The sequence below is a fragment of the Adlercreutzia muris genome (genome assembly GCF_008831045.1).
Lineage (GTDB): Bacteria > Actinomycetota > Coriobacteriia > Coriobacteriales > Eggerthellaceae > Adlercreutzia > Adlercreutzia muris.
Genome location: NZ_WAJS01000008.1, coordinates 75046 through 92405 on the forward strand (window position 1 = coordinate 75046; position 17360 = coordinate 92405).

11 protein-coding genes and 1 pseudogene are annotated in these 17360 nt (G+C 67.1%); 3 read left to right on the top strand and 9 right to left on the bottom strand.

Annotated features, from left to right (window positions below):
- From F8D48_RS03825 to F8D48_RS03850, 7 genes are all read right to left on the bottom strand, one after another.
- On the bottom strand, positions 1 to 1548 hold the full coding sequence (locus F8D48_RS03825; RefSeq protein ID WP_151430020.1) for a cellulase family glycosylhydrolase: 1548 nt from the start codon (positions 1546 to 1548) through the stop codon (positions 1 to 3).
- 49 nt (positions 1549 to 1597) lie between these two features.
- Positions 1598 to 2623, bottom strand: coding sequence for a 16S rRNA (adenine(1518)-N(6)/adenine(1519)-N(6))-dimethyltransferase RsmA (rsmA, locus tag F8D48_RS03830; protein WP_151430021.1), 1026 nt, complete (start codon positions 2621 to 2623; stop codon positions 1598 to 1600).
- Positions 2607 to 3620, bottom strand: a complete 1014-nt coding sequence (locus F8D48_RS03835) for a flavodoxin family protein (RefSeq protein ID WP_170272711.1) — start codon at positions 3618 to 3620, stop codon at positions 2607 to 2609. The genes rsmA and F8D48_RS03835 overlap by 17 nt, the downstream gene beginning before the upstream one ends.
- Positions 3613 to 4608 (bottom strand): TatD family hydrolase, encoded by a 996-nt coding sequence (locus F8D48_RS03840; RefSeq protein WP_151430023.1) that lies wholly within the window; start codon positions 4606 to 4608, stop codon positions 3613 to 3615. The genes F8D48_RS03835 and F8D48_RS03840 overlap by 8 nt, the downstream gene beginning before the upstream one ends.
- Before the next feature lie 112 nt (positions 4609 to 4720).
- Positions 4721 to 4852 (bottom strand): hypothetical protein, encoded by a 132-nt coding sequence (locus tag F8D48_RS12100; RefSeq protein ID WP_257475584.1) that lies wholly within the window; start codon positions 4850 to 4852, stop codon positions 4721 to 4723.
- A 90-nt stretch (positions 4853 to 4942) separates the two neighbouring features.
- A complete protein-coding gene (metG, locus tag F8D48_RS03845; RefSeq protein ID WP_151430024.1) occupies positions 4943 to 6520 on the bottom strand; it encodes a methionine--tRNA ligase in 1578 nt (525 codons plus the stop codon).
- Between the two features lie 98 nt (positions 6521 to 6618).
- Positions 6619 to 9219, bottom strand: coding sequence for a hybrid sensor histidine kinase/response regulator (locus F8D48_RS03850; RefSeq protein WP_170272712.1), 2601 nt, complete (start codon positions 9217 to 9219; stop codon positions 6619 to 6621).
- Positions 9220 to 9659: 440 nt separating this feature from the next.
- Between F8D48_RS03850 and F8D48_RS03855 the strand changes: the two genes are divergently transcribed.
- On the top strand, positions 9660 to 10628 hold the full coding sequence (locus F8D48_RS03855) for a sortase domain-containing protein (protein WP_170272713.1): 969 nt from the start codon (positions 9660 to 9662) through the stop codon (positions 10626 to 10628).
- 63 nt (positions 10629 to 10691) lie between these two features.
- Here F8D48_RS03855 and nifU read toward each other — a convergent pair whose 3' ends face one another.
- Entirely contained in the window at positions 10692 to 11153 is a 462-nt protein-coding gene (nifU, locus tag F8D48_RS03860) for a Fe-S cluster assembly scaffold protein NifU (protein ID WP_321194131.1), read from the bottom strand.
- A 127-nt stretch (positions 11154 to 11280) separates the two neighbouring features.
- On the bottom strand, positions 11281 to 12507 hold the full coding sequence (nifS, locus tag F8D48_RS03865; protein ID WP_151430027.1) for a cysteine desulfurase NifS: 1227 nt from the start codon (positions 12505 to 12507) through the stop codon (positions 11281 to 11283).
- A 152-nt stretch (positions 12508 to 12659) separates the two neighbouring features.
- On the opposite strand from nifS, the gene F8D48_RS03870 reads away from it, so the two are divergent.
- A complete protein-coding gene (locus F8D48_RS03870; RefSeq protein ID WP_151430028.1) occupies positions 12660 to 13061 on the top strand; it encodes an RrF2 family transcriptional regulator in 402 nt (133 codons plus the stop codon).
- A gap of 574 nt (positions 13062 to 13635) precedes the next feature.
- A pseudogene (locus F8D48_RS03875) lies at positions 13636 to 17360 on the top strand (DUF11 domain-containing protein); the annotation flags it as partial.

A 17360-nucleotide genomic window follows, 5' to 3' on the forward strand; every position in this document is an offset into this window, starting at 1 on the left:
CTACAGGTCCACGACGGCCAGTTTGGCGGGACCGCTGACGATGAAGCCGATATCGGACACCGAATCGCCGGCACCCACCTTCCCGTTGTGGCTGTCGTTGGAAACGGTCAGCTCGTTGGCCGCGGCGCTCGCCTTGCAGTTCCAGCTGTCCTCTAGCGTCACGTCGGCGTTGAAGGGGATGGTAACCGACCACTTCTTCGTAGCGGCGCTGTAGTTGCTGCCCGCCATCTCGTACTTGAAGAAGGTGCGGTCGCCCTCCTCCCAGGTCTCGGTCACGTTCAGCTGCCATTGGATGGTATCCTCGGCGAAGGCCATCATGGCCGAGCCCGTGGCGTTCGGTTTCTTGTCGGCGCGAGCCAGCTGCACCTCCTTGCGATCGAAGCCGGGGCCGCGCAGGGCATCCACGAGCCAGAGCCCCTCTTCGCTCAGATCGTCCAGGGAGAAGCCGGAGGTCTTCGATACGTCGGACTTGAACAGGGCCGACGCTTCCTCCTTGTTCGACAGGTTCCAGCAGATGTAGCTCACGTTGAGCTCGTCCATGAGGGCGAGCCACTCATCGGCCGACTCGTAGTCGATCTCGCCGGCACCCGAAGCCTCGCAGATGCCGAACTCGGTGACGAATACCGGCAGGCCGCCCTCCACGGCGGTCTTGAGGCGGTCGCGCAGGTCGTCCTGGTGAGTGGCCGCGTAGAAGTGGAGCGCGTACATGATGTTGTCCTCGGAGAGCGGGTCGGCGGCTGCATCCTGGATGTCCTGGGACCAGGTGGGCGTACCGACGACGATGACGGCATCGGGATCGTTGGCACGGATGACGGGAATGATTTCGGCCGCATAGGCCTTCACATCCGCCCAGGCGGTCTTCCCGTTGGGCTCGTTGCAGATCTCGTAGATCACATTGTCGTGATCGGCCAAGCGGGCCGACACGAGCTTGAAAAACTCCTCGGCGGCCCAAGCGTGGGTGCGCGGATTGCCGTCCGACAGGATGTGCCAGTCCACGATGGCGTACATGTCGGCAGCCGTGGCGTACTCGACACCCTTCAGAACCAGGTCGTTCAGCTCGACGCGACGGCCATCAGTGGCGTAGCCCCCCTCCTCGTCGGAGTACAGGGCAAAACGCACGGCATTGGCGCCCCAGTCCTCGCGCAGCTCGCTGAAGAGCTCCTCGTTCACGTACTGGGGGTACCAGGCCAGGCCGTGGGTGGAAACGCCCCGCAGCTGCACGGGATCGCCGGCGGCATCCACGAGCTGGGACCCCTCCACATGAAGCGCTCCGTTCTGAGAGGGGGAGGCCACGGGCCGCGCCGGCTCCTCGGCAGGATCCTGCGGAACCGGGGCAGCCTCTTCGGCCGGCTCCTCCTCTTTCGGCTCGGGGGCCTGGGGCCGGGTGGGTTCCGTCTCTACCGCCAGGCCGGAATAGTCTGGATCCTCGGTGTTAGCGGCCGTCGAGGCCAGGGCGATGCCCACGGCCACGAGGACCACCAGGGCCACCGCGGCCACGACGATGCGCTTCGCGCGCCCCGTATGCTTATTACGCTGCTGTGCGGCCATCGGGCTCGCCCCTCTCTGCCATAGGATCAATGAGACCCGCTATTGTACCTTATTCGGCCGCCGCTCCGGCGCTCGCGCCCGTCAGAGCCAGCAGGGCCGCCCCTAAAGCAAGGAACTCCCCTTGGTCGAGGGTCTCACCGCGGCGCCTCGGGTCGATGGCAGCCGCCTCGAAGAGAGCCGGCAGCCGGGAGGCCACCGCCGGACCGTCCAGCGTCACGGAGTCGGTTGCCTCCGCCAGGTCGCCGATCGGTGTCAGGGCAATACCCCCACGCCCCGCGAAGTAGGTCTTGCAGGAATTCGCCAGGGTTTTGCGGCGGTTCGCGAAGGCGGCATCGGCCATGAGGCAGGCGGCCGCTATGACCTCGGGGGCAGCCGGGGCGCCGTCGGCCATGCGGGGCACCCGGCGGTTCAGGCGAATGACGGCGGAATCGACGCGCGGCGGCGGGAAGAAATTGCCCGGACCCACGGCGAAGCGACCCGCTACCTCGGCGTACAGGCCGAGCTTCACCGTGTAAGCCCCGTAGTTCTTGGTCCCCCGCTCGGCAGCCATGCGATCGGCCACCTCTTTCTGCACCATGACCGTGGCCGATTCCAGGAAGGGAAACTGCTGGAAGTAGTCGAGCACCACCGTGGCCGCCACGGCATAGGGCAGGTTGGACACGAACTTGTTAGGGAGAGGCTCACCGATGTCCGCCGCGGTCAAGTTCAGGGCGTCCTTCTCGATGAGGGCGAACCGCTCGCGCCAGGGGTACAGGGTGTCGGCCAGCACGGCGGGCAGGTCGGGGTCGCGCTCGACGGCCACCACACTTGCAGCGTGCTTCAGAAGCGCGATGGTGAGGGTGCCGATGCCGGGGCCCACCTCCAGGATGCGGTCGCGCTCCCCTACCTCGGCTAGGGCGATGATCCTCTTCAGCACGTCGTCGTTCACGAGGAAGTTCTGGCCCAGAGTGTACTTAGTGCCGATGCCGTGGGCCTCCAGCACGAGCCGCGTGGCACTCGGAGTGGAAAGGGGCGAGAGGCGCCCACCGTCGCCGGCGAGGTCATCCCGGCCCCGTCCGCTAGCGGCGGCCGCCACGGCCGTTGCCCTTCTTCTTGGCGTTCTTCTTGCCGTAGGCGGGACCGCCCCCCTTGCCCGAGGACTTGCGCGACCCGTGGGAACCGCGTGCGCCGCCCGACCCCTTCGCGGCCTCGTCCTTCACCGCAGGCGTCGGCGAGCTCACCGAGAGCTTGGCGCGACCGCGGCAATCAGGGCCGGAGCCAGAACCGGAACTGGAGCCGACCCGCTCGCCTCGACCGCCGCCCCAGTCGTCATCCCGACCGCCATCGTCGTCTTCCGTTTCGAAGGCCACCGCAAATTCCTCCTCGGCAAAACCTACGAAAGACGCCGGGGATTCCCCGCCATCCGCCATCGCCTCGCCGCAATCCTCCCCATCGAGCCCGAGGGCGCCGAAGCCGCCCACCGGGGGCAGCGGGTACTCCTCGGCCTCGGCGGTGATCTCGCCGTCGGCGCGAATCTTGCCCACCCAGTCGAGCACCAGCTCCAGGGTGAAGCCCGTCACGGACAGGGCCGAGCGCAGGCTGCCGATAAGCGGCTCAAAGCCGTGGGGATCGCCTCCCGCGCCCACCACGTGCAGCACCGCCGGCCGCTTGGGCCGCGTGCGCAGATCGGTGAAGTAGTAGGGCTGCAGGCGGTCGAGCAGGGCCTTCATCTGGGCCGGGGCGCCGGCGAAGTACACCGGGCACACCACGATGAGCTCGTCGGCCGCATCCAGGTGCTTGCGCACCTCGTCCATGTCGTCGTCGATGACGCAGTGGTGAAAGAGCGCCTCCGATTCCACAACCGTCTCCTGGGGCAGGAGCGGGTCGCCCTCCTGGAACACGTGGATAGGCTCCTCCGAGAGGGCGCGGCACTCGTCGCAGCCGATGCAGGGCCCCACGTCCGTGGAGGACACCGACACGATGGACACGCCGTCGTCGGGGCACTCCTCGATGCAGGCGTTGAACAGCTCGTCGGCGAGGGCCGCGCTGCGACCGTCGGCACGGCACGATCCGTGCAGGATGACTCTATGCATGGGAGGGCTCCTTCTGCCAGGGGGTGGGGGCGCGGTTGAGCAGCACCTCGGCATTGGCGTACAGTTGGGCAAGCAGGGTCGCGCGGGCCTCGGGCGTATCGGCGCCGAGCACCGCGCAGAGCACGTCGGCAGTCCACACCACGTGGGCCGGCCCGCACAAAGTGCCGCGCAGGGGCTCGGGGGTCATGTAGGGGGAATCGGTCTCGGTGAGCAGGCGGTTCACCGGCACTATCCGGGCCGCTTCGCGCACTTCCTCGGCGCGCTTGAACGTGAGCGGGCCGCCGAAGGCGATGAAGCAGCCCGCTTCCACCCAGCGGGCTACCTCAACCCCATCCAAGTTGAAGCAGTGCAGCAAGGTGCCGGCCTCGGGAAAGCCCTCCTCGACCAGAATGGCGAAGCCGTCGTCGTGGGCCTCGCGCATGTGGAGGACGACGGGCAGCCCCGCCGCCTTCGCCAGGCGAATCTGGGTCCGGAACGCCTCGCGCTGCACCGCTCGGGTCGACAGGTCGTAGTGGTAATCGAGCCCGATCTCGCCCACGGCGCTCACCCGGCGATCCCGCAGGCGCTCGCCCAGGGCCGCGGCCAGGTCGTCCGTGAGGTCCTTGGCGTTGTGTGGGTGCACGCCGGCGGCGATGCGCACCGCAGGCAGCGGGGGCAGCGCCCGGCGCTCTTCCCCGCCCGCTCCCTCACCGGCCCCTTCAGCGGCCACCATGGCCCGCAGGTCGGCCGAGGCCTCCATAAGCCAGCCCGGCAGCGCCTCGAAGGTGCCAAAGCCGTCATCGGCAGGATCCACGATGGTTTCCACGAAGGTCACGCCGTGCATCGCACAGCGGGCCAGCTCCAGCGCCGGGTCGCGCAGCATCTGCAGGTGCGCGTGGGTGTCGGCCACCGGCACCTCGAGCACCGGCGCCTCCACCTCGCGCCACACCCCGTGTTTGCGCTTCTGGCGGAACTTTCCGTCGTAGAATATCGGCTCGTCGTTATCCATGCAGTTTCCTAGCAATCCGCTTCCCAAGCTGCTATAATGGTTGCACCAGCAAAGCCCGGTGGTTGTGAGCCTAGGCGGGCGGCGCGGGTGTTATCGATTCGGAAAAGGTCAGTTAGCGCTGGCCTTTTCTGTTTCTCCCCTCGTCATCCTCCTGCACGATTGATTTCGTTTCTCGCCAGACTTCCAAAAGGAAGCCTGCTATGGTGGCGGCCGCGGCTGCGGCAAAAAGAACCTGTTCAAACATAGGCGGTACTCCAATCTCTCGAAGCGCCGCCCGCAGTCGGACTTTGCTAGTGCTCGCTCATTATAGCATACAAAATAACGTATTACTTTCTTACAGCTCCGGCAGGTTGTCCACGTCCAGGCGCGGGAACAGGGGCTCGCCCACCTCCACGGCCACGCTGGCGGGAAGCTGGCCCCAGGCCGTGGCCTCCTTAATGTCGGTCACCTCCGCGATGTCGCCCAGACCCAGGCGGCGGAACACCTCGGCCGAGGTGTTGGGCATGAACGGCGCCAGGTACAGCGCGATGATGCGGATGGCCTCCAAGCAGTTGTACAGCACGCCGGCCAGCTCATCGGCACGCGCAGGATCCTTGGCCAGGGCCCACGGGGCACTTTCCTCCACGTAGAGGTTCACGCGGCTCGCGAGTTTCTGCACAGCCGCGGCCGCCCCGGTGAAGTCCACCTCGGCCATGCAGGCGTCATAGTCCGCGTACAGCGTATCGGCGATCTCGCGCAGGGGGTTCTCGGCCGCTGCGGCCGGTGCCTCGGGCACGCGGCCCTCGAAGTACTTCGTGGTCATGTTGGTCACGCGAGAAACCAGGTTGCCCCAGGTGTTGGCCAGATCGGCGTTGTACACCTGCACCATGCGCTCCATGGAGATGGAGCCGTCATGGCCGAACTGCACATCGCTCATGAAGTAGTAGCGGTAGGCATCCACACCGAAGACCTTCACCAGATCGGCGGGCATAAGCCCGTTGCCCTTGGACTTCGACATCTTCTCGCCCTTGGTGAGCAGGAAACCGTGGCCGAACACCGTGTGGGTGATGGGCATGCCGGCGGCCATGAGCATGGCCGGCCAGATCACGCAGTGGAAGCGGGTGATGTCCTTGCCCACGAAGTGGTACTGGATGGGCCAGCGGCCGTCGAACTCGGCCTCGCGCTCGTCGTCGCCGTAGCCGATGCCGGTGAGGTAGGCGATGAGCGCATCGGCCCACACGTAGAACACGTGACCCTCATCCCACGGCACGGGAATGCCCCAGTCGAAGCTGGAACGGGAGATGGACAGGTCGTTCAGGCCACCCTTCACGAAGGAGACGATCTCGTTTCGACGCGTGACGGGACGAATGAAGTCGGGGTGCTCGTCGTAGAAGGCCAGCAGACGGTCCTGGAACTCGGACAGCTTGAAGAACCAGTTCTCCTCGCCGGAGGCCTCGTAGCGCACGGGGCGCTTGCAATCGGGGCAGACGAACTCGCCGTCGTCGTTCTTCTCCAGGTCGCTCTCGGCGTAGTAGGTCTCCTCATGGACGCAGTACCAGCCCTCGTAGGCGCTCTTGTACAGCCAGCCGGCATCGTGCAGGGCGCCCCAAAACTTCTGCACCGCGCGGGTCTGGCGATCCTCGGTGGTGCGCACGAAGTTCGTGTAGTCGATATTCAGCGTCTTCCACGCGTCGGTAAAGGCCGGGGCCAAAGAATCGCACCAGGCCTGGGGGGTCATGGCGTTCTTCTCGGCGGTCTCGGCGATCTTCTGGCCATGCTCGTCGGTACCGGTGACGAACGACACGTCGTAGCCGTTCATGCGCTGGTAGCGGGTGATGGTGTCGGCCGCCACCGTAGTGTAGGCGGTGCCCAGATGGGGCGCGGCGTTGATGTAGTAGATGGGCGTGGTGACGCCGAAGGTTCCCTTAGCCATGAGGAATCGATGCTCCTATCCGGAAGACGGGCGGCCAATGACGCCGCCGCTTCCCTCGAATATACGTGCTGGCTATCTTAACACTGGGAAGGAGCGCGCTACCCGAGGATTCCGCGCAGGGTGGCGGCCAGGTCCTTCACACTGATGGGCTTGGAGAGGTGGTCATCGGCACCGGCCCGCTTCGATTCCTGCACGTCCTCGGTGAAGGCGTTGGCCGACAGCACCACGATGGGCAGTGCTCGCAAGTCGGCCCGCTCGCTCGCGCGGATGCGGCGGGTGGCCTCCAGACCGTTCATCACCGGCATCTGGATGTCCATGAGCACCACGGCGAAGTGACCGGGCTCGTGGGCAGCAAGCTTGTCCAGGGCCTCCTGGCCGTCGAAAGCGCACTCCACGGTCAGCCCGAGGGATTCCAGCAGGGCGGCGGCAATCTCGCTGTTCAGCTCGTTATCCTCTACGAGCAGCACGCGGGCCGCGGGCAGGGCGCTCGTCGGGGCAGAAGGAGCCTCGGGCAGCGGGGTCGCCCCGCGCTCGGAGCCGTCGGGCGCCGCATTGGGATCGCCCGCGCCGGCAGGAACATCGGCGGCCCCCTCGTCGTGGCGCAGGTTCACATGCACGGTGAAGGTGCTCCCCGCCCCAGGGGCGCTCTCCACCTCGATGGTACCCCCCATGAGCGACACGACGCTCTGGACGATGGAGAGGCCGAGCCCCGTGCCCTCCACCCGCTCGGTGCGGGAGTCATGCTCCCGCGTGAAAGGCTCGAACACGTGCTCGACGAAGGTGGGGTCCATACCGCAGCCGGTATCGGAGAAGATGAACTCGTAGTCGCTCGTCCCCTCCACGCGGGCCGGATGCTCGATGAGGACCATGGATATCCGTCCCCCGGCCGGAGTGAACTTCACGGCGTTGCCGAGCATGTTCATGAACACCTGCTGCAAGCGCAGGTCGTCGGCCTCCACCATCGGGTGAACCAGGGATTCGACGGCAACGGAGAACGTCACCCCCGTCTCTTGGCAGCGAGCAGCGAACACCGTCTCGGTCTCGGCTACAAGCTCCCGCAGATCCACGGGGGCCACATTCAGCACCAACCGGCCGTTCTCGATCATGGACAGATCGAGCACCTCGTTGATGAGCCCGAGCAGATGATTGCTCGACAGCGTGATCTTCCCAAGGCAATCGCTCACCCGTTCCCAATCGCCCTCGCTCATGCGGGCCAGCTCGGTCATGCCGATGATGGCGTTCATGGGGGTGCGGATGTCGTGGCTCATGCGGGAGAGGAAGTCGCTCTTGGCGCTGTTGGCGGCCACAGCGGCGCGATAGGAATCCTCCATGGCCTGCTGGAGGCGCTTCTCGCGGGCCTTCATCGCCGTCACGTCCTGAGTGGTGTACACCACGCGGGATGCCCGTCCCTCTCCGTCGCGCTCCACGCAAATGAGGTTGATGTTCTCCCATTTCAACCGGCCGCTGCGATTGATCTGATACTCGAAACCGAGATTGTCCACCCCATCGGCCATGGCGGCTATGACGGCCTCGCGACTGAACTGCTCGACCACTTCGCGCTTCGCCTCCTCGCCCACCACGAGCCGCTCGAGCCGCCGCACCATGTAGTCGTAGTCGCCCTCGGTCGCATGGGGGTCGTCCGACATCACCGGTCCGCTCATGTAGCGGAAATGGTTCGCGGGGAAATCGATGAGCACCAGACGCTCGGTGAGCTTGCCCACCCCGGTCTGCACATCGATGCGGTCCCGCATGGAGCGGGCCAGGGTGCGATGACGGTGGTTGTTGAAGGCGATGATGCCCACGAGCACCGCGAGGAACACCAGCACGATGACGAACAGGGCATTCCAGCCGCCCTCGTTGGCGGCGTTGATCATCTGCTCGGTGGCGGCCGAGGGGAAGGTCTCGACGATCATCCAGTTCAAGCCGGGCACGACCTTGACGCAGGCCGAATCGAGGCCGTGGCCGGCCTCGTAGGTGAAGGTGGCCCCCTGGCTGCCCTCGAAGGCCAGCTCGATCTGGCGGGCGCTCACACTGGAGGCGGCCTCGGCCTCGGCCAGCAGGTTCATGCCCACGAACTCTCCGCTAGAGGCCACCACCTCGCCCGTGGGCAAGCACAGCAGCACATGGGACTCGTAGCCGAAGAAGCTGTTCTGAAGCAGCCCCGTCAGGCGCTCCTCGTCGTAATGAGCCAGCAGGAGCCCGATGATGGGGCCGTCAGCCCCCTCGCGCACCGGGGCATAGAAGTACACGAGGTTCTCATGGGTGAGGCGGGTGTTGAACACGCACTCAATGCCCGACTCGCCAGCCATGGCCCGCTCGTAGTAGACCCGATCGCTCACGTCCACAGCACCGAGGCCGGGCGAGTGCTGGATGCCGTCGGCATCCACGAAGTCGATGGAATCGAAGGGGGCGATCTCGCCGACGGAGCGCAGCCACTCCTCGCTCGTGGCCACCTGGGCGGCATCGGGGGATTCCGAGGCCAGGGCCGCGATGGTCTCGATGTCCTTCTGGGTGTTCTGCATGAATGTGGACACGAGCTTGGCCGTCTGATCGGTGGCATCGGAGACGTACTGGCTCGTCTGGGCTACGATGCGGTTGCTCGTCTGCTGCATGAACATGGAGAACGTGATGATGACGGCCACGAACACGACGACGAAGGCCGCCACTGACAGCCAGTACTTCCTGCCTTCGTCCTCCATGGGCGCTCCCCTCGGGCCTCTTCTATCCGTGCCGTCCATCATACACCCCCCGATAGTACCTCAGGAGAACTGTCATCAAGTTTACCCTCACTCCAAGGCAAAAGGCCGGGGCACGAAACGGCGCGGCGAACCACGGCTGAATGGAGAGCGGTGCGGGAACGGCGCGGGGGCGATTTGCGGGAAGCCTCCCGGCGACGGGAGCACGGTTCAAGGGAAATGCCCGGGCGACGCAGAGGCGCTATGCGGGAGATATCGAAGGGACACTACTACGATAGCAAAATGATTTTGAAGAGAAAACGGTGATCATTTAATGGGAATTGCTATTTACATTCTTCAAATACCCCGCTAAAATGCGAACAAATATTCGCTATAGGACAGAAACAGAGGGCAAGGGGTCCTTTGGATTCGTGCACCCCGACCGCCCAACCGAAGGAGGAGCCATGGAGAACGCGAAGAAGCCGAGAGCCATCCCCGCATGGGCCATCTCCGCAGCCCTCGTCCTGGGGCTCGCAGCCTCAGGCGCCCTCGCCTGGGCCCTTGAAGAGGCCGTGGCCGCACCGGAAAGCACAGCGGGCACCCCCGCCGCGGAAAGCCGTTCCCCCAACGGGAGCGACAATGGCGTCGTGGCCGCAGCAGTGCGCGACCACATCCGCAGCCTCGCCGAGCGGGGCCTTGCCCGCGGCTCTGGGGCCGCCCACCAGGTGCGCCGCGCCGCCCGACCGGCAACCCTGGATGCCAGCGCTGCATCCGAACATCCCGGCCCGTCCATGGCCGACGGGGATGAGCCGGACCCCACCGACCTGGCCGATGGCGCCTCAGCGGGCTCCCCCGCCAGCCCGGCCGCAGGGCCATCCCCCTCAGCCGATGAAGGGGCCGGCACCTCTCCTGCACCGGCCCCCGACCGCAGCACCAGCGAGCCCCCAGCGGGCGACCCCGCCGACTCCGGCACCGCCGATGATCGGAGCGAGGACGACGCGGGCGGCGGCAACGGCGCCTCGGAACCGAAGCCCCCGGCGCCGGCAGCCCCCGAGCCGGGAATGGCTGCCCGCAGCCTGAACATCGGGGGCGCGATCATCCCCTACCGCGACGTGCGCGGGGGCACCACCCCCGACAGCGGAGCCGGCCTCTGGCTCGGCTCAGACGACACCACCGACGGCTCCTGGGGCTACTTCGTCGGCCACAACCCCGGATCGTTCTCCCCGGTAAAAGGCCTCGGCGTTGGCAGCGCCGTCATCCTGTGCGACAACGCGGGAAGAAGCCGCACCTATACCGTGCGCACGGTATTCACCGCAGAAGTCACCGCCACGTGGAAGACCATCGCCGCACGCGTCACCGGCTATGGGGAGTCCATCGTCCTGCAAACCTGTAGCGGCGACGGGGCCACCAACATCATCGTCGTGGCCGCCTGAACGCAAAGAGGGGCGACCGCCCTCGGCAGGCGGCCGCCCCTCTTCCGCAGAGTCCCCAGGCCTTTAGTCCTCGTCCTCCACCAGATCGTGATGATGGTCGTGCTCGCCGATATCGGTCACCGGCTTCTCCAGGCCCTCGATGACGAGGTTGTTCTTCTCGGCGTAGTCCCACAGCGCCGCGTGGATGGCCTCCTCGGCCAGAAGCGAGCAGTGTACCTTCACCGGCGGCAGGCCGTCCAGCGCATCCATCACGGCCTTGTTGGTCACCTCCAGGGCCTCTTGCACGGTCTTGCCCTTCACGAGCACCGTGGCCATGGAGCTGGTGGCGATGGCGGCCCCGCAGCCGAAGGTCTTGAACTTCGCATCCTGGATGACGTTGTTCTCGTCGATGTCCAGATACACGCGCATGATGTCGCCGCACACGGCGTTGCCCACCGTGCCGCAGCCGCTCGCGTTCTCGATCTCGCCCACGTTCTGGGGGTTGGTGAAGTGCTCCATCACCTTATCGGAGTAGTTCATTGCCATGGTTGTTCCTCTTTTCGTTGAAAATGTCGTCGTTGAAGTGGGATTCGTGTACAGGGCGCGGGTCGGGAGCCGTCAGACGGAGCGACCGCGAACCACCGGACGGGCCGCGCCTTCCGTGCCGCCCGGGCTAGCTCGCGTAGGGGAAGCCGCCTTCCTTCAGGCGCGCGATGACCGAGGCCACCTTGCCGTGCTGGAAGTCCTCGTACAGGGGGCTCATCATGCGCAGGTTCTGAAGCGTGGCCTTCAGGGAGTCCACGGCGAAGTCCACGTCCTCCAAGGTGGTGTCGCGGCCGATGGTCATGCGCAGGCTGCCGTGGGCGATCTCGTGGGGCAGGCCGATGGCCAGAAGCACGTGGCTCGGATCCAGCGAGCCGGAGGTGCAGGCGCTCCCCGACGACACGCAGATGCCGCGAGCCGCCAGCTGCAACAGCATGCCCTCGCCCTCGATGAACTCGAAGGAGAAGTTCACGTTGTTGGCCAGACGGCTCTCCCAGCTGCCGTTCAACTTCGCCGAGGGAATCTCGTCCAGAATGCGGCGGATGGTGTGATCGCGCAGGGCCCGCTGCCGATCGTGCTCGGCCGTCATGTCGGCCGCAGCCAGCTCGGCCGCCCTCGCGAAGCCCACGATGCCGGGCACGTTCTCGGTGGAACCACGACGGCCGCGCTCCTGCTGGCCGCCGTCGATGAAGTTTTCCACCTTCACGCCCTTGCGGATGTAGAGCAGGCCTACGCCCTTGGGCCCGTAGATCTTGTGAGACGAGGCGGACAGCATATCGATACCCATCTCCTTCACGTCGATGGGCTCGTGGCCGAAGGCCTGCACCGCGTCGGTGTGAAAGGCCACGCCGTGCTCGCGGGCGATGGAAGCCAACGCGGCAACGGGCTCGATGGTACCGATCTCGTTGTTGGCGAACATGATGGAGGCCAACGTAGTGTCGGGGCGGATGGCCGCGGCAAAGTCCTCGGGGCGCACGAGGCCGTGCTCGTCCACGGGCAGATAGGTCACCTCGAAGCCCTCCTTCTCCAGGGCCTCGCAGGCGTGCAGCACCGCATGGTGCTCGATGGCGCTCGTGATGAGGTGCTTGCCTTTGGCGGCGTTGGCCCGGGCAAAGCCCTTGATGACCCAGTTGTCCGACTCGGTGCCGCCGCTGGTGAAGTACACCTCGCGGGGCGCGGCGCCGATAAGGCCGGCCAAGGTCTCGCGGGCGGCGGCCACGGCGTCGGCGGCCTCCTGGCCGAGCGGGTAGATAGACGACGGGTTGCCGAACTGCTCGGTGAAGTACGGCAGCATGGCCTCCACCACCTCGGGGCGCACCGGCGTGGTTGAGGCGTGGTCGAGGTAGATCTGCTTCATGGGGCTCACGGTTCCTCGTTCTCTTTGCGATGGGGCCCTCGGCGCCGCTCGCTCCTCCGAGGGCCCCGCAGCCGTCCCATCTAAGTCTAGTAGTTTGATAGGTTTTAATATAAACTGGAAAATGAGAATGTCAAGGAGAGAATGGTGGCCCTGTGAAGATATCAACGAAAACTCGCTACGGCATGCGCGTCATGCTCGATCTGGCCGAGCGCTACGATGAGGGATGCACGCCCCTAAAGGACGTGGCAGATCGCCAGGGCCTCTCGAAAAAGTACCTGGAGCAGGTGGTCGCCCCCCTCACCGCAGCTGGCCTGCTTGCCGTTACCCGCGGCCACCAGGGCGGCTACCAGCTGGCCCGGCCGCCCGCGCAGATCACCCTGGCCGATGTCATCGCCGCCTCGGAAGACGGTCTCGACCTGATGACCTGCACCAACGACCTACTCGCCTGCGAGCGCGCCGACGCCTGCCCGAGCCGGCTTGTGTGGGGAGGCCTCCAAAACGCCGTGAACGCCTACCTGGAGAGCAAGACCCTCGCCGACATGGCGGCTTCGTAGCCTAAGGCCGTCTCCTCGCCTGCAGGCCGCACGATGCCAAACGCTGCTGCAGCCCAGCAGAAGCGCGAGTTGCGAGCCTCTCCAACCCCCGACCGCGCCGCTCAGGGTTGCGGAAAGCGGGGCGAAGGGGTATATTCGGGCGGACTCTTACCCATGAGAGAAGGAGATCCGACATGAGAGAGAAGCGACGGGGATCGCTTCTGAGCCTCGGCCTGGCGGCCGTGCTCGCCTGCGGGATGCTGCCCGCGGTCGCGCTCGCCGAGCCGGAGGGCCAGGGCACACAGACCCCCCCCCCATCGAGTTTTCTGAGGTCGTAGACGACGCTGCCGCGACCGGCGAGACCGCCCCAGTTGAGGCCGATCCGCCGGAAGACTCGCCCGACTCCGCAGATCCGTCGGGAGACGGCGCCCTCTCCCCTTCCACCCCCTCGGCGACAGCCGACCAGGCGCATCCCGATGTCACCTCCGTCGCCGACGCCATCGCGCGAGCAGCGCTCCCCCTCGTCGCCGCGACAGCCGACGGCCCAGCGGCGCCGGCCTCCGACAATCCCCCTTCGGATTCACCCCGTGCGCAGGTGCCGCTCGACGACATCAACACCGGCAGCCCCCTGCCGCGCCCCGCATCGGTCATCGAGCTCGGCGGCTTGGTTTTCTGGGGCATCGACGGAGACACAGCCGAAGCCGGCGACTTCTCCTACAATAGCACCGCCGACCAGGTGACCGTGCTGACGCCCAAGCACCTCGTCGCGCAGAACAAGAACATGGGCTCCTCCTGCACCACAAGCATCCTCATCCCCGACGGCACTGACGCGCGCATCGTGCTCAACGGCGTCTCCATCTCAACCTCCTCCAGTGCCATTAGCGTGGAACCCGGAGCCTCCCTCCACCTTGTGCTTGCCGACGGGACGCTCAACAGCCTGTTTGCCAGCCGCAATGGCGCCGCGGGCCTGCGATGCACCACGAGAGGCAAGCTCGTCATCGACGACACGGTGCCCAACAGCGGCATCGTCCCCGAGAACGGCGAGGTGAGCGTCGATGCGACCCTCGATGACGGAAAGACCCGGGTGAAACGGGGCGATCCCCTCAGCGTCCTTGCCAGCGACAACCCGGGAACCCTCGATGTCTCCTCGACCATGAGCAGCAACCTTGACGGTGCCTGCATCGGCGGCGGCCATTCCGAGGCGGGCGGCGCCATCACCATCGAGGGCGGCCGCATTCTCGCAAAGAAGCCCGTTACCGATGTCGGCGGCTCGGCCGGTATCGGCGGCGGCTCGTTTGGCGATGGCACCAGCATCGACGAGTGGATCACCATCAACGGCGGCTATATCGAGACCCAAGGCGGCTACCACGCAGCCGGCATCGGCGGCGGCGTACGCAACGGGAGCGCTGGCACGCGCTGCGGCAACATCCGCATCAACGGAGGCTACGTGAAGGCCACGGGCGGCGAGTGCTCGGGAGGGTTCGGGCAGGGTTGCTGCGCCAGCACCCGGGCCGACGGCTATCAGATCATCCTCACCGGCGGCACGCTCATCCCCTCGGCCGGCACCTGCGACATGGGTCAGACCGGCGTCAAGATCACCATTACCGGCGGCTCCATCGGCAATGGTGGCGACGTCGCGGACTTCCGGTTCCTCGGCGGCAACGGAGCCGAGGCCTACAACGGCGCGGGCGAGCCCATCGAGATGATCCAGGTGGACCTCAGATCCGACGTGGGCGAGAACACCTACAAGATCACCGACTGGCAGCTGCTCGTGGACGGCGAGCCCTACGACTACGGAGCGCCCGCCGAGTTCGACAAGGGGAACCTGTACCTGTGGCTGCCCAAGATCGTGAAGCAGGACAGCGAGGTGACCGTGAAGCTCACCTACCTGGACACCGACCACCTCGATAAGGACGGCAACCCCACCCCCGTCACGCCGCTGCCCCTGTTCCGACCCTCCGACAGCTCGCTGCCGCCCGGGGTCACCAACGACGGCAAGCTGCGCCGCTACGCCGACTTCACCCTGGACGCCGACTACCTGGCGTCGCTCGACAAGTACTACGACGGCAAGGGCGCATCCATGTTCCCCCTGCCCCTGCATACCCCCGACGGACGCGACCTGACCGAGGCCGACAAGATCACCTTCAAGTACCAGCACCTCGACAGCGCCGGCAACCCGGTGGGCGCCGAGACGGGCGACGGCTCCGATGTCGGCACCATGAAGTTCACCGCCATATCGACCCAGTACTCCAACGACACCGAGGGAAAGTTCTCCGAGAGCTACTGGGGGCACCGTGCCACCGGCCAGTTCACCATCTGGCCCATCGCCTCGCAAGTGAGCGGCATCGCAGCCGAGTGGGTGGACGACGGGGACCCGGGAGACGTGGCCCACCCCTCCGACCAGGTGCTCAAGGTGAGCGCAACCATTGGCGCCGCCCCCACCGTTGACGGCCGGCCCGGGTCGGAGGCCACCAAGCCCACCTGCCAGGCCCCGCGGGGCCAGGTGCAGATCTACGTGGACGGCAAGCCCGTGGGCGCGCCGGTTGACCTCGTGTACGCGGGCGACCCGGACGCCGAGGGCAACCCCATCCCCGAGGGCGACCCCCGCGTGACGGCCAAGAAGGTGGACAACGGCCGGGGAGGATCGACCGCGCTCTTCTCGCTGGCCCGGGCGGCCTCCGCCTCCGACTTCCTCGTGCCCACCCAGGGCCAGCAGGGACGCCACGAGATAGCGCTCCGGTTCCTGCCGCCCTCGGCCGCCCAGGCCGACGCCGGGCAGCCGGCCAACTACCTGGCGAGCGCCGCGCCGGATGCGGACGAAACCGTGCCGCGGGTGGAGGTGGCCATCGACCCCATCGACCCGAACCCCACGGTAACGCCCGAGCCCGACCCCGACTGCGCCGACCCCGACGCGCCCGAGCCCGAGGTGTCGACGGGGCCGGGGCAGCCCGCCGACCCGGGCGCCGACCCAGGAAAGCCCGGCGACAAGGTGTTCCGCGGCGAGATCGTCACCACCTGGGGCGAGCCGAGCGAGGCCGACCCGCACCCGGGCCGCGTGCTGCTGAAGGTGGACACGCCCTCGTCGGGGCCCGTGTCGGTGACCGACGCCAGCGGCAACGTGTTCGAGGCCGACTTCCTGCGCGGCGAGGACGGCAACCCGGTGCGGGGAGAGGACGGGTCCTACACCCTGGTGCTTGACCCGACGGCCGTCGGGCGCGGCGAGCTCACCTTCAGGCAGGAGCCCAACGGGGCCTACACCGGCAGCACCTGGGTCTACGACGTGACCGTGAAACCAGAACCGAAGATCGCGCCCGCGCCCGCGCTGGCGAAGAGGGCCGAGAACCTGACGCACCCGAATGGCCCCACCCAGCCCGGCGACCGCATCCGCTACACCATCGAAGCGTCGAACGGGGCGGCGGGGTCGCTTTGGACGAACGTGGTGGTGACCGACCCGCTGCCGGCGTCCCTGGAGCTCGACGAGGGCAGCGTGCGGCTGGACAACCCACGGGGTGGCATCGCCGACATGGCGCTCACGAGGGCCGACGCGACCGCCGCCGGCGACGTGGGGAGGTTCTCGCTCTCCGCGCCGGGCGCGGGCGGGCGGTCCGTGCTCTCGGTCCCCGCCGGGGACATCGGCGGGGGCGCCAACGCCACCGTCACCTTCGAGTGCACCGTGCGCGGGGAGCTCGACTTCTCCGACCCGGCCGCCGTCGACCTGGGCAACGTCGCCTCCTCCACGGGAACTCGCCCCGATCCGGAGAATCCCGACGGCCCCGACGTGGGACCGGTGGCGCCTCCCGACACCGATCCGTCGACGCCGCCCGGCGGCGGGACCGTGGCGCCGGCCGACCCCGACGTCCGGGTGTCCAAGAGCGTGGAGAACCTGACCGCGCCGGGCGCCAAGGTGACGCACCTGGGGGACCGCCTGCGCTACACCGTCACGCTGGAGAACGCGGGCGCCGCCGACAGCTGCCTCATGGCCGCCGCCGTGTCCGACCCGCTGCCGGCGGGCATCGAGCCGGTGCCCGGCACCCTGCGCCTGTCCGTTGACGGCGGCGAGTCCATCGCGGTGCCCGACGCCGCCTACGACCGGGCGAGCCGCACCATAGCCGTCACGGTCGGCGACCTGTGGGGCGGGCACGCGGCCGTGCTGACCTTCGAGTGCACCGTGGGCGAGGCGGCCCTGGAGCAGAACACCGCCAACATCGCCCACGCCCACGGCGAGGTGCCCTCCGAGAGCCCTGGCTCACGCCCCGAGGACCCCGATCCCGGCAAGCCCGCGGAGCCCCCGGCGGGCGAGCCCGAGGCCTCCTCGCCGCC

Bases quoted from the DNA above. Each gene is read 5' to 3' on its own strand.
- metG (WP_151430024.1), bottom strand. From the start codon at position 6,520: ATGGCTAAGGGAACCTTCGGCGTCACCACGCCCATCTACTACATCAAC.
- F8D48_RS03855 (WP_170272713.1), top strand. From the start codon at position 9,660: ATGGAGAACGCGAAGAAGCCGAGAGCCATCCCCGCATGGGCCATCTCC.
- nifS (WP_151430027.1), bottom strand. From the start codon at position 12,507: ATGAAGCAGATCTACCTCGACCACGCCTCAACCACGCCGGTGCGCCCC.
- F8D48_RS03850 (WP_170272712.1), bottom strand. From the start codon at position 9,219: ATGGAGGACGAAGGCAGGAAGTACTGGCTGTCAGTGGCGGCCTTCGTC.
- F8D48_RS12100 (WP_257475584.1), bottom strand. From the start codon at position 4,852: ATGTTTGAACAGGTTCTTTTTGCCGCAGCCGCGGCCGCCACCATAGCA.
- F8D48_RS03825 (WP_151430020.1), bottom strand. From the start codon at position 1,548: ATGGCCGCACAGCAGCGTAATAAGCATACGGGGCGCGCGAAGCGCATC.
- nifU (WP_321194131.1), bottom strand. From the start codon at position 11,153: ATGGCAATGAACTACTCCGATAAGGTGATGGAGCACTTCACCAACCCC.
- F8D48_RS03840 (WP_151430023.1), bottom strand. From the start codon at position 4,608: ATGGATAACGACGAGCCGATATTCTACGACGGAAAGTTCCGCCAGAAG.
- F8D48_RS03835 (WP_170272711.1), bottom strand. From the start codon at position 3,620: ATGCATAGAGTCATCCTGCACGGATCGTGCCGTGCCGACGGTCGCAGC.